A 13,118-nucleotide genomic window follows, 5' to 3' on the forward strand; every position below is an offset into this window, starting at 1 on the left:
AGAAAATGTTCGGACATCGTGAAATGAGCGTCGAAGATTACCTGGCGATGCTGCGGCGGCGTGTGTGGTGGATCATCGTGCCGGTTCTGGTGGCGCCGCTGCTGGCCCTGGGTGTCACCTTCCTGCTTCCCAACCGCTACACCTCGCGCACGCTGGTGCTGATCGAACAGCAGAAGGTGCCCGAGAAGTACGTCAACGCGATGGGCAATGAAGACCTGGGAGAGCGGCTGGCGACGATGCAGGAACAGATCCTGAGCCGCACCCGGCTGCAGCCGATCATCGAGCGCTTCGGCCTCTACAAAGAGGACGTCAACAAGATGCCGATGGAGGAGCTGGTCGAGCGGATGCGGAGGAGCATCGCGGTGGCAGCGGTCAAGGCTGATTTCCAGAACGCCCGTGGAGGACAGGGTCTTCCCGGCTTCTACATCTCGTTCACGGTCGACAACCCACGCCTAGCCCAGCAGGTCTGCGCGGAAATCACTTCGATGTTCATGTCGGAGAACCTCAAAGCGCGGGAGCAGAGCGCGCAAGGGACGACCGAGTTCCTGGCAAAACAACTGGAGGACGCTAAACGCAAGCTTGACGACCTGGACTCAAAGCTGGCGGTCTTTAAGGGGAAGAATCTGGGCCGGCTGCCGGGACAAGAGGGGAGCAACATGGGCATTTTGATGTCGCTCAACACTCAGCTGGACGCAACCACCCAGGCGCTCAATCGTGCGCAGCAGGACCGGACCTACGCCGAGACCCTGCTGTCGCAGCAGATGGCAGCGTGGGAAGCGACCGGCGATGCCGCCGGAGGGCCGGTGACCCTGCAGCAACAGCTTGCGGCTGCCCAGGCGAACCTCAACCTCCTTGAGACGCACTACACGACTGATCATCCGGATGTCATCAAGGCGCGCCAGACTGTGGACGAGCTCAAGAAGAAGCTCGACGCCACAGACGATGCGCCCAAGACCGATGCCAAGCCGAAGAAATCCAATCGGCTCGAGCCTCAGAACGTCGCGCAGCTTCGGACGACGCTGCATGCGCTGGACCAGGAGATCGCCGGACGCAAGCAGCAGCAACTGCGACTGCAGAAGCAAATCTCCGAGTACCAAGCCAAGGTGTCGTCGGCACCGATGATCGAAGAAGAAGCCAAGAGCCTGATGCGCGACTACCAGACTGCACTCGGCTTCTACAACGAACTGCTGGCAAAGAAGACGCAGTCGGAGATGACGGGCGACATGGAGCGCCGGCAACAGGGCGAGAACTTCCGCGTCATGGACCCGGCAAACCTGCCGGAAAAACCAAGCTTCCCGGACCGGGTGATGTTCACCTCGGGAGGCGCGATCGCGGGATTGGGCCTGGGGCTGGGGCTGGCCTTCCTGATGGAGCTGCGCGACAAGTCGCTGCGCAGCGAGCAGGACATCGAGTTCTACCTCGAGCTGCCAACGCTGGCGCAGGTGCCTACGGTAGGCCAGAACATCCCGGTCAACGGCGACAGGCGCCACTGGTGGCAGCGAAAGAAGAAGAAAGAGACAGAGGCTGAGGTGGCCGCCGCCGCGGCCAAGAGCGACGTCCAGGTGGAGCACGGAGTCGAGGCCTAGGACATGTACAAGAACTTTTTTGGCCTGCGGGCCAACCCGTTCAACGTGAATCCCGACCCGCGTTACCTGTACCTGACGCGGGCCACGCACGAGGCCCTGGCCTGCCTGACCTACGGCATCCAGAGCCGCAAGGGGTTCGTGCTGCTGACGGGCGAAGTCGGGACGGGCAAGACGACGCTGCTGAACAAGCTGCTGGACTGGCTGCACCGGCAGCGGGTCTCGACGGCGTTCATCTTCAACCCGCGCCTGAACGTGACCCAGTTCTTCGACTTCATGATGGCGGACTTCGGCATCCCCTGCGAGTCTCAGCTCAAGAGCCAGGTACTGCTCAAGCTGAACCACTGGCTGCTGGAGCGCTACCGAGTCGGGGAAACGGCGGTGCTTGTGGTGGACGAAGCGCAAAACCTTTCGCCCCAGGTGCTAGAGGAGATCCGTCTGCTGACCAATCTGGAGACGACGTCGGAGAAACTCCTGCAGATCGTGCTGTGCGGCCAGCCCGAGCTGGAGATGAAACTGCGCCGCCCGGAGCTGCGGCAGCTGCGCCAGCGCATCACGTTGCGCTGCAAGACGCACCCGCTCACGGATGAAGAGACATCGCAATACGTCGCGCAGCGGCTGAAGATCGCGGGCTCGAACGGCCACGTGATCTTCACGCCCGACGCCGTGGACACGATCCAGAGGTACTCGCGGGGAATCCCGCGCGTCATCAACCTGCTCTGCGAGCACACGCTGATCAGCGCGTTCGTGGACCAGCAGAAACAGATCAAGGGCGACCGGGTGGAAGAGGTCGCCAAGGAATTCGAGTTGGATGTTGTGGATCCGACGGCGCCTGGGGGTGAGGACCTGGGCCTGAAGGAAGCCGTGCAGAGCCTGCATGAAGCGGCAGAACGCTTGCGGGAAGTACAGGCCCAGGCGGCAGCCGTACCCAGGAAAGGAACGTATGAGCCGAATTCATGAAGCATTGAAGAAGGCAGAACAGGATCGGGCCCAGGCGGGAGGAGCGGGGGCCGCGCAGGCGCCGTCGATCGAGGCGCCCATTGAGTCGCTGGCCGCGCCCGTGGATGATCTGGCCCGCGAAACCGTCCCCGCCGTACTGCCGGCCGCCGTGCAGACGGCGCTGGCGGAGATGACGGGGTTCGGACAGCTCTCGTCCGACGACCTGCACGCCAAGTGCCGCATGGGGGACTGGAAGCCCGACAAGGCCAAGATGCTTTTCTTCGATCGCAAGAACAACCAGATGGTGGTGGGGTCGGAGGAATTCCGGACCTTGCGCTCCAAACTGTACCAGGTGCGTGCCAAGCAGACATTGCGCACGGTGCTGGTCTCGAGTGCCCTGCCTGGCGAAGGGAAATCGTTCGTCGCGGCCAATCTGGCGCAGGTGATAGTCCGGCAAAGCGGGCGCAAGGCGCTTCTGGTCGACGCCGACCTGCGTTGGTCGCGTCTGCACGAATACCTAGGAACGGCGATCACGCCCGGGCTCACCGAGTACCTGCGCGGCGCGGCGACCGAGTTCGAGGTCATCCAGCGCGGCCCGCTCGACAACCTGTATTTCATCGCCGGGGGCACACCGGCGCAGCAGCCTGCCGAACTTATCGGCAATGGCCGGCTGAGGGTCCTGCTGGAGAAGATGGCCACGACGTTCGACTGGGTCATCGTCGACTCGCCGCCGATCGTGCCCGTCTCCGACGCCGCCGTCATGGCCGAGATGTGCGACGGCGTGCTCATGGTGGTGCAGGCGGAGGTCACGCCGCTGGAGATGGCGCAGAAGGCGCGCCTGGAGTTCCACAACAAGCCGCTGCTGGGGGTGGTGCTGAACCAGGTCGAGGCCAAGAGGTCGTACAGCAGCTACTACTACTACTACGGTGGCTACGGAAAAGATCGCAAGAAGCGGCAGGAGAAGGGGAAGAAGTAAGGGGACGAATCGTTGGTACGCCTGTTCCATGTTTACTACCCGATGCGGACGGTGGTGCTGTTCGCGGGCGAAGCTCTGCTCGTGATGCTGTCGTTCGTGATCGCGACCTTTGCGATCTTCCGCCAGGATGCGTTGCTGATCCTCAACTACGAGGGAGGGCTCTACAAGATTGCAGGCGTCACCGTGGTGGCTTTGCTTTGTTCCCATTACTTCGACCTGTACGAAACGCAAAGACTGGCCTCCAAGAGCGAGATTTATTTCCGCCTGCTGGTAGTGCTGGGCGTGCTCTCGTTCCTGCTTGCGGGGACGGAATATCTATTCCCGAAGCTGGTGCTGGAGAACGGGATCTCCCTGCTGGGCCTGTTCATCTTGACCGGGCTTCTCCTGTTGTGGCGGGCAGGATACGTGTGGCTGGTGCGCCAGCCGTTCCTGCGCGAGCGGGTGTACGTGATGGGCGGCGGGGAGCGCGCCGACCGCCTGGTCGAAGCGCTACGCAACCAGCCGGAGCTGGGCATGGACGTGGTGGGCTGGGCGGGAGCCGTGGGCAACGGCTCGTTAAGCCGAGAGGAGATTGGCCAGATGCTGCTCAACGCCCGCCACAAACAGCCGGTGGATCGGGTCATCGTTGCCATGGGCGACCGGCGCGGACGGATGCCGGTGCGGGAATTGCTCGACCTGCGGCTCTCGGGCGTGAAAGTCGAAGACGCGACCTCGGTGCTGGAGAAGGTTTCCGGCAAGATCGAGGTGGACGATCTCCAGCCCAGCTGGCTGATCTTCTCCGACGGCTTCCGCATCAACCATACGTTCCTGGTGGTGAAGCGCTTGATCTCGATCGTGGCCGGGATCGCCGTCTCGCTGGTGTTCCTGCCGCTGCTCCCGTTGGTCGCACTCGCGGTCAAGTTGTCGTCGCCGGGACCGATCTTTTACGGCCAGAAGAGAGTGGGCTTCCACGGCAAGGTCTTCACCTGCTGGAAATTCCGCACCATGCTCCAAGACGCTGAGGCCAACGGCGCACAGTGGGCCACGGGCGACGACCCCCGTATCACGACGGTCGGCAAAATCCTGCGCAAGCTGCGGCTCGACGAGATCCCGCAGCTCTGGAACGTGCTGAGGGGAGAGATGGGGTTCGTCGGACCACGCCCGGAGCGGCCGGAATTCGTGGATTGGCTGAGCAAGGAGATCCCCTACTACAACCTGCGGCACATCGTCCCGCCGGGACTCACGGGTTGGGCGCAGGTCTCCTACGAGTACGGCGCTTCACTGGAAGAATCGAAGGAAAAGCTGCGCTACGACCTCTACTACATCAAGAATATCGCGCCCATGCTCGACTTGCTGATCGTGTTCATGACCATCAAGATCGTGCTGCTGGGACGGGGGAGCCGGTGAATCCGCCGCTTCCTTGATGAGCGCATGCCCAAACACGCCATAATGCCGCGGTTCCTCGCACCCGCTGGAGCTCCGGTCCCCTGGTCGAGGGTGCTGGAGGCGGTGCTTCGTGACGGGGGTTCGGAAGACGGTCTCCAGGCATTCGCCGCCCGCTTCAACGTACGCTACGTCTGGGGAATGTCGTCCGGGCGCGCCGCGCTCTGCACCGTGCTCAAGGCGATGCACCGGCTGCGGCCTCAGCGGGACATCGTTGCCGTGCCCGCCTATACCTGCTTCTCGGTTCCAGCGGCCATTGTCCGGGCCGGGCTGAAGGTTCTTCCCGTAGAGATCGATCCCGAGACCCTGGATTTCGATTTCACGCGCCTGGAAGCTGTGCCTGGCGAGCACCTGCTGGCGATCCTTGATTCGAACCTCTTCGGATACGTGAACGATTCGGAGAGGATCGCGCGAGTGGCGAAAACGGCCGGGGCATTCTTCATCGACGATGCCGCGCAGGCGCTGGGTGCGACGCGCGATAGCCAGTTCGCGGGGACACGCGGCGACGCCGGTCTCTACAGCCTAGGCCGCGGCAAGGCGCTGCCGGTGGCGCACGGCGGCATCCTGGTCAGCAATTCCGGCGAGATCGCAGAAGCGCTGCGGCTCGAACTGGAGGCGGTGGACGGCGCGGGGCCGTTGTGCTCGGCTCGCATCGTCCTGGAGGTCCTGGTGACTTCGGCTCTCCTCATGCCGCGGCTCTACTGGATCCCGAATGCAATCCCTTTTCTGAAGCTGGGCATCACGGAATTCGATCCGGGATTCGAGATCGCCGGGCTGTCGCAGACCTCGCGGGCGCTCGCCGGTTCCCTGCTGGAAGGGCTCGCCGATCTGAACGCCACCCGCGTGCGCAACGCGACCAGGATCGCAGAAGCCCTGGGTCGCAACAGCGCATTCTGCCCCATCGAGCCTGCGCCGGGTTCCCGACCGATCTATCTTCGTCTGCCGCTGCTGGCAGAAGACGGACGCAGGCGCGATATGGCGTGGAAGAAGCTCCGCGACGCCCGGATCGGCGCTTCGGGCGCATACCCCACGGCCATTTGTGACATTCCAGGGCTGCAGCCTTCGCTGGCCGAGGGGTGGACCCATTGTGCGCGTGCGGAAAGCGTGGCTGCCCGGTTGCTTACCTTGCCGACGCACGCATTCGTGCAGGAAAGCGACATTAGCAGGATGGTCGAGATTCTCGACGAGTACGGAACCCAATGCTTGAAGAGCTGCGCCGGTTACTAAGAAACTCGGGGATCTACGTCGTCGGGATCGTAATCTCGAAGGCGCTCGGATTCATCATGATCCCGATCTACACGCGGTATCTTGCGCCGCGTGATTACGGGACCCTGGAGATCCTCGATCTGATCCTCTACTCGACGGCGATCATCGCAGCAATGGGGATCAACGGCGCTATTTTCCGCTTCTATTCCATGTACGAGTCGGAGCGGGACAAAAAAGAAGTGGTCGCCACGGCCGCGCTCTACATGACCGCGCTGGCAGTGGTGGTTTCGGGACTGATCATCCTGTTCGCCGTGCCGATCGCGCGGGCCACGCTGGGCGCGGATTCGTTCGCTCCGCTGGTACGCATCATGGCCTGCGTGCTGCTGTTCTCCAACATGACCGAGGTGCCGCTTTCGTACTGGCGGGCCAAGGAGCGGCCGGGGACGTTCTTCATCGCAAGCGTCAGCCGGACGGTCGTCGGGGCGGCGGCACTTGCCATCGCGTTGGCGGGATTCAAGGCCGGAGTGAAAGGCGCATTGTATGCCAACCTGTTCACCAATGCGCTGGCGGGAATCGGGTTTTCCGCCGTGGCGATGTGGGACCTGCCGAAGCGCGTCGTTTGGGTAAAGCTGGGACAAATGCTGCGCTATGGATTGCCGCTGGTGCCGACGAGCCTGGCGTCGTTCATTCTGGTCTACTCCGATCGGTTTTTCCTCCGGCATTTCGGCACGCTGGGCGAGGTGGGCGTCTACGCACTGGGATACAAACTTGCGATGGTGCTCCCCCTGGTGATCAACGTCCCCTTTCAACTGGTGTGGCAGTGGCAGCAGTTCGAACTGGCGAAGCGAGAGGACGCGCAGCATATCTATGCCCGCATGGGAAAGTACATCCTGCTGGTGTCGGTGTTCTTTGGTCTGGGGCTGTCGTTGCTCAGCAAGGAAGTGATCGAGGTCCTTACGCCGCAGAGCTACTGGTCGGCCTACCGCATCGTGCCGTTGATCGCGCTGTGCTACGTGTTCGACGCCATCCGGAACGTGGTGATCAGTGGCATGTATCTGCAGAAAGACACGCGCCACCTGGCAGCGGTCACGGTGCCGGTCGCGCTGCTGGACCTGGCGCTCAATTACCTGCTGATCTCGCGCTTCCTGGCGATGGGCGCGGCGGTGGCTACGCTGGTGGCGTACGCCACCAACCTGTTCGCCTGCCTGATCGTGGCGCAGCGACTGTACAAGATCCCTTACGAGTATGCGCGCAGCGCCATTGCCCTGTTTTCGGCGGTAGCGATGTACCTGGCGGCAGACGCGCTCAAGCTCCCGCTGGTCCTCAGCTTGTTGCTGAAGGTGGCGCTGCTTGGCAGCTTCTTGTGGATCTGCACGCGACTGCTCCACCCGGACGAACTCGCGATGGCGCGCGACATCGGCGGCTCGGTGGCCAGGAAGCTGGGCTGGCGGCAGCAGGCGGCAGCCGCAAGCGGCTCTTGACCTTTGCCCTGCAGAGCGGGACCCAGAATGCGTCGGAAACTCAAATTCGCGCTGATCAACCTGCTGCACTACAGCGGGGCGCTGTCCCTGTGGTTCGCGTTGCGGGCAAGGCAGCGGAAGGACATCTGTATCCTGGGCTTGCACCGGGTGTTGAGTGACGCGCAGTGCGAGCGCACGTGCTCGCAGAGCGCCATCATCCTGCGCGAGGAGACGTACGCAGCCTTGACCGAGTATCTGCGGCGGCACTTCGACGTTGTCGCCCTGAGTTCGGCGTGGGACGGCTGCCGCCCCGGCTCTGGGCGGCCGGCGTGCGCGATCACTTTCGATGACGGTTGGTGCGACAACCGGAACGCGCTTGGGATGCTGCGACAGATGCGGCTTCCCGCGACGTTGTTCGTGGCCGCGGGGCTGGTAGACCGCGGCGAGGTACTGTGGGTCGAGAAGCTGCGCAGTGCGTGGCGCGATCCGCTCGCGCGGCCCCGGATCGAGCAGGCCTTCGCGGGCCAGTTCAGCCGTGAGGGAGACGATCCCTTGGAACCGGTGATCGAATCCCTGAAGCGCAAACCCGCGGAGCGGCGGGATGCGATCCTGAGTGAAGTCCTGCCAATGAAACCCGCTCTGCCGGATGTTGACCGCATGCTGACGTGGAACGAATTGAAGGAAATGGCGGGAGATGGGATCGAGCTGGGCTCGCACACCCTCAACCATCCGCTGTTGAGTTATGAAGAAGATGGGAAAGTGGAGGAGGAATTGTCCGGCAGCCGCGAGCTGATCCGAAGTCGCCTGGGCCGCGAAGTGTCGAGCTTCGCCTATCCCAATGGCGACCACAACACCAGGGTCCGTAACTGGGTGGAGAAAGCGGGCTATTCGTGCGCGGTGACGACGCGCCGTGGCTGGTATCGCTGTGGCTCCGATCCGTTCACCATGCCTCGGATCCTGCTGCACGAGGGCAATGTGACCGGCCCGGATGGCAAGTTCTCACCAGCGGCGCTGCGTTTCGCCATGACAGGATGGCGATGAGGGACTCGATGGGACTCTTCATCACGGACGGCAACGAGCGCTGCGCGCTGGCAGTAGCGCGCGCCCTGGGACGCGCTCGCGTGCCCGTCACGGTGGGAGAGGCGGAAGGATCCTCCCTCGCGGGGAGTTCGCGGTACTGCTGCGAGAGAGTCCGGTACCCATCACCGAGATCCGCGGGGCCGGAATTCCAGGAATTCCTGCGAAAGCAGATGCGCTCCGGGCGCTACCGGGTGCTGTTACCGCTGACGGACATCACGATGCGGCTGGTGGCCGAGATCCGAGACGAACTGGCAGCAGCGGCCAGCGTGCCCATCCCGACACTGGAGCAGATCGCGATCACGCAGGACAAGGCAGCGGTCCTGCGGCTGGGGCAACAGGTCGGTCTTGAGGTGCCCCAGACGTGCATGACGACCGACCCCGCAACGCTGCGCGATTTTGCATCGCGCGTCGGCTTTCCGGTGGTGCTGAAGCCGCGCTTCTCACGGGTGTTGAGAAACGGCAGTTGGGTGATGGGACCGGTAGAGTATGCCGACAACGCGGAACAACTGATCGAACGCCACGCCGCCATTCACGCCCAGATCCCCTGCCCGCTGGTGCAGGAAAGAATCGAAGGCGAAGCCCGCGGCGTGTTCCTCCTGATATGGAATGGCGAACTGAAGGCGGCGTTCTGCCATCGTCGGCTGCGGGAAAAACCACCGTGGGGAGGGGTCAGCGTCTATCGCGAGAGCTTGCCCCTGGACAGCGAAATGGTCGACCGCTCGCTCGCGCTCTTGCGGACCATCGGATGGCAAGGCGCCGCCATGGTCGAATTCAAGACGGACCGGCGGGATGGCCGGGCCAAGTTGATGGAGATCAACGGCAGGTTCTGGGGCTCGCTCCAGCTTGCGATCGATGCGGGCATGAATTTCCCGTTGATGCTCTATCGTCTGGCCAGCGGCGAAGACGTGCCGCCGAATTTCGAGTACCAGCCCGGCGTCCGCAGCCGCTGGTTGTTGGGCGACTTGGACCAGTTGCTGATACGGCTGCGGCATCCGGAGAGCTTGCCCCCTGGGCAGCGCTCGCGCGTGCGTGCGTGCTATGAGTTTTTGAACTGTTTCGACTCGGGAGTGCAGCACGAGGTGTTTCGCGGAGACGACCCCGCGCCCGGCTGGTTCGAGTACCGGGCATACCTGCGAAGCTTCTGGAATTGACGGCGCGCAGATCGCCGGCACAGGGAATACGATGAAGCGATACACGATCCTGCATACGATCGAGACCGGCGGACCCGGCGGAGCCGAGAACGTGGTGCTGAACCTCGCGGCGCGGCTCGACAGTTCGCGCTTCCGTTCCCTGGTGTTGCTGGCGACCGATCGTTGGCTGGGCAAGAAGCTGGAAGAGAAAGGGATCCCGACGTACCGGGTACGGTCGCAGGGCTGGTACGACTTTGGGACACCGCGCGCGATCGCCAGCCTGGTCCGCCGCGAACGCGTGGACCTGATCCACTCCCATCTGCCCGGGCAAAACTTCTATAGCTGCATCGCCGGCCGCGTGACCGGCTGCAAGACAGCAGTGTGTTATCACGGCGGCGTGGAACTGGCGGACACCAACCGCTGGAAGGGCGCGCTGAAATTCTGGTGGGTGCGGCACAATGCGGATGCGTTCATCGTGGTCTGCGACTTCGTGGGCGAGATGCTCAAAAGCATGGGGGTCCAAAAGGAGAAGGTCATCCGGATCCACAATGGCGTCGATCTGGCCCGGTTCAATGGCCATGGCGGCGGAAGCTTACGCAGCGAACTGAACCTGCCTGGGGGAGCGCCCTTGGTGGGCATGGTCGCCAACCTCCGCGGAAGCAAAGGGTACGATCACTACGTCCGCGCTGCACGGCTCGTCGTGGACAAATTCCCCGACGCGCATTTCGTATCGGTGGGCGAGCTGAAGCCGCTCTACGCCGACCCGCTGCGCAAGATGATCAACGAACTCAGGCTGGAGAAGAACTTCACGTTCCTCGGTTTCCGTGAGGACGTCGCACAGGTGCTCCGAGATCTCGACATCTTCGTGCTGTCCTCCACCAGCGAGGGATTCCCGCTGGTGATCCTGGAAGCCATGGCTGCGGGTAAGCCAGTGGTAGCCACGCGCTGCGGCGGGCCCCAGGAGATCGTCGATAACGGGCGGACCGGTATCCTGGTGGAGGTCGCAGATCCCGAGGCTTTGGCAGCTGCGATCTCCGACCTGATCCGGCAGCCGGAGCTTGCGCGACGACTGGTGGCCAGCGCCCGCTCCGCGGTTGAGACCAGGTTCTCAATAGATGTCATGATCCGGCAGTACGAAAACTTTTACGAAAACTTGTGCGAAACGTCGACGGTGCCGAGCTCGTTGCAGGAGCGCCGGGCGGGTTCGGCGACAAACATCTGACATGCAAACGACCGACCTTTTCTGTTGTCCTAAGTGCCACGGCGCTCTGAAACAGGATGCGCAAGCGCTGGTGTGCGCGAACTGCGGCTCGGCCGCGCGATTCCATCGCGGCGGGATCGTGGACTTCGCCACCCGGGACCTCTACTGGAGCTATCTCGACCGCCCCGAACTAGCCCGCATGGTCGATGTGGCGGAGACGAAGGGCATCGACGCGGCACTCGAGCAATTCCTTCGGCCACGTCCCGATGGCGAGTTCTACTTCGACCTGCTGCACGAGAACCGCGGCGATTTCCGCTTCCTGATCCCTGCCCCGTCAGACGGGATCTGTCTCGACCTCGGCTCCGGTTGGGGCGCAAACGCGCTCGGGCTGTGCCGCCAGTTCGGCCACGTGGTCGCGGCCGACGGTACGCGCGAGAACCTGGAATTCGTCCAGGTGCGGATGCGTGACGCTGGCCGGAAGAACATCACGCTGGCGCACATCGATCCGCTCGAAGCGACTGGCCTTCCGTTCCGCGACGGCACCTTTGCAGCCGTGGTTCTGAGCGGCGTACTGGAATGGGTGGGTACAGGCGTGGATACCGGCTCACCGCGGGACCACCAGCTCCGAGTGCTGCGAGAGCTGCGTCGTGTGATGGCGCCTGACGGATACCTTTATATCGGCATCGAAAACCGGTATTTCGTCCTGTACTTCGTTGGCAAGCGGGAGCCACACGCCATGGTGCCATTCCTTTCGATCCTGCCCCGCCCGCTGGCCAACGTGGTTTCGTATCTGGCGCGGCGACGGCCCTTCCGCAATTACACGTACTCCCAGCGGGGGCTGACGACACTGCTGGCCGAGGCCGGCTTCAACGATCCCGAGTTTTTCCTGCCCCTGCCGTCCTATCAACATCCGGACGTGATCGCGCCGCTGGAGAACACGCTACCGCTGCGCTATTGGCTCGGCGAGCTGATGGGCCGCCGTAACAGGAAACGCGCGTTGTACGGAGCTGGACTGGGAATACTGGGAGCGCTCGGACTGCTCAAGTACCTTGCTTCGGACTTCTCTGTCGTCGCCAGGCGAACCGCATGATCCAACTACTGAGAGAGCGTCTGTTCACCGAACTCCGCGGGCAGCTTGGCAGAACGCCCGATGCCCGGAAGCTCGGAGTCCTGAAGACCGACTGGGAAATTCCGGGGACGGTATCCTTGTACGTCTTCGAGCCCCGGGCCGCCGCACCCGTGTTCCACGTGACCATCGTGCGCGAGCGCGCCGACAATCACCTGCTGGAGCACGAATTCGCGACGTTGCAGCAGGTCGGGCAGCGGGTAGCGGGGACCGCCCTCGCGTCGGGGGTGCCGGCGCCCCTGGCTCTGTTCGATCTGAACGGGACGGCAGCGCTGACCACATCGGCTCTCCGGGGCAAGCCGATGCACGATTTCGTCGGCGAGAAGCTGCAGGTCGGTGATGTCGCAGCGGCTCGGCAGGCGGTCACAGCGGCGGTCAATTGGATCGTAGAACTGCAGAAGACGCTGCCCACCGGACGCGTCTTGTTACCCGCGCTTGCACCGGCCCAGATCCTGCACGACGCGGCCACCACGCTGGGGAACCCCGAACGCGAGTGGAAGGACGTGGAGAGAAGCTTTCCGCCGGACTTGGAGGAAATCTCTATCACCGGTGTCGGGTCGCATGGCAATTTCAGCCTGCGTAACATGGTCTGGGACGGGCGCCGCGTCGGCGTGCTTGGCTGGCTGGGATTCAAGGCGACCGCCCCCGCGTTGTATGACCTGTTTACACTGGCGGGTTCCGTCGATGAGTGCGCCGGAGGCGTTGCACCGGTCCGAGAGATTGTGGATCGTGCGTTCGAGGATCTCTGCCTGCAGCACAAGCTGGAACGTGTTCAAGCATGGGAGACGCTAATGGCAGCGGCGCTGCAGCGCCTGCAAGAAGCCGCCGCCACACGAAACGAACTCGCAGGTCGCCAGATGATACGCGTCTTGAAGGCGCTGGTAGCTGACAGCGGATCATCGGCCTTCCCCGCGGATGCGACGAAGTGCACAGCCATACTGGCTCGTTCCGGGCAGGCCTCGTCCTAGCCGATGCGTTCGAACTTCGTAGGGAGA

The 13,118-nt window shown here is 63.2% G+C and carries 11 protein-coding genes; all 11 read left to right on the forward strand.

From position 1 onward, the window contains the following. Positions 1-23: 23 nt before the first annotated feature. Genes LAN37_07485 through LAN37_07535 form a run of 11 tightly spaced genes read left to right on the forward strand, consistent with a single transcriptional unit; the run spans position 24 to position 13,091 of the window. On the forward strand, positions 24-1,586 hold the full coding sequence (locus LAN37_07485) for a lipopolysaccharide biosynthesis protein (protein ID MBZ5647050.1): 1,563 nt from the start codon (positions 24-26) through the stop codon (positions 1,584-1,586). Between the two features lie 3 nt (positions 1,587-1,589). After that, a complete protein-coding gene (locus tag LAN37_07490) occupies positions 1,590-2,543 on the forward strand; it encodes an AAA family ATPase (GenBank protein MBZ5647051.1) in 954 nt (317 codons plus the stop codon). Further along, entirely contained in the window at positions 2,527-3,498 is a 972-nt protein-coding gene (locus tag LAN37_07495) for a CpsD/CapB family tyrosine-protein kinase (protein ID MBZ5647052.1), read from the forward strand. Before LAN37_07490 ends, LAN37_07495 begins: the two co-directional genes overlap by 17 nt. A gap of 12 nt (positions 3,499-3,510) precedes the next feature. Next, entirely contained in the window at positions 3,511-4,884 is a 1,374-nt protein-coding gene (locus LAN37_07500; GenBank protein ID MBZ5647053.1) for a TIGR03013 family PEP-CTERM/XrtA system glycosyltransferase, read from the forward strand. Between the two features lie 24 nt (positions 4,885-4,908). Further along, on the forward strand, positions 4,909-6,147 hold the full coding sequence (locus LAN37_07505; protein ID MBZ5647054.1) for a DegT/DnrJ/EryC1/StrS family aminotransferase: 1,239 nt from the start codon (positions 4,909-4,911) through the stop codon (positions 6,145-6,147). After that, positions 6,120-7,607 carry an oligosaccharide flippase family protein gene (locus tag LAN37_07510; protein MBZ5647055.1) on the forward strand — a complete coding sequence of 496 codons (1,488 nt, stop codon included), beginning with the start codon at positions 6,120-6,122 and terminating at the stop codon, positions 7,605-7,607. Before LAN37_07505 ends, LAN37_07510 begins: the two co-directional genes overlap by 28 nt. Positions 7,608-7,634: 27 nt before the next feature. Then, the gene (locus tag LAN37_07515) at positions 7,635-8,627 is read left to right on the forward strand and encodes a polysaccharide deacetylase family protein (GenBank protein ID MBZ5647056.1); all 993 of its coding nucleotides are present in this window, start codon (positions 7,635-7,637) and stop codon (positions 8,625-8,627) included. 8 nt (positions 8,628-8,635) lie between these two features. Beyond that, a complete protein-coding gene (locus LAN37_07520) occupies positions 8,636-9,817 on the forward strand; it encodes an ATP-grasp domain-containing protein (GenBank protein MBZ5647057.1) in 1,182 nt (393 codons plus the stop codon). Between the two features lie 31 nt (positions 9,818-9,848). Beyond that, complete coding sequence (gene pelF, locus LAN37_07525) at positions 9,849-11,018, forward strand: GT4 family glycosyltransferase PelF (protein ID MBZ5647058.1); 1,170 nt, start codon at positions 9,849-9,851, stop codon at positions 11,016-11,018. 1 nt (position 11,019) lies between these two features. Continuing rightward, positions 11,020-12,087 carry a class I SAM-dependent methyltransferase gene (locus tag LAN37_07530; GenBank protein ID MBZ5647059.1) on the forward strand — a complete coding sequence of 356 codons (1,068 nt, stop codon included), beginning with the start codon at positions 11,020-11,022 and terminating at the stop codon, positions 12,085-12,087. Further along, positions 12,084-13,091 (forward strand): hypothetical protein, encoded by a 1,008-nt coding sequence (locus LAN37_07535; GenBank protein MBZ5647060.1) that lies wholly within the window; start codon positions 12,084-12,086, stop codon positions 13,089-13,091. The genes LAN37_07530 and LAN37_07535 overlap by 4 nt, the downstream gene beginning before the upstream one ends. The last annotated feature ends 27 nt before the right edge of the window (positions 13,092-13,118 follow it).

It is taken from the genome of Terriglobia bacterium (genome assembly GCA_020073495.1).
Taxonomy (GTDB): Bacteria; Acidobacteriota; Terriglobia; order Terriglobales; family Acidobacteriaceae; genus JAIQFD01.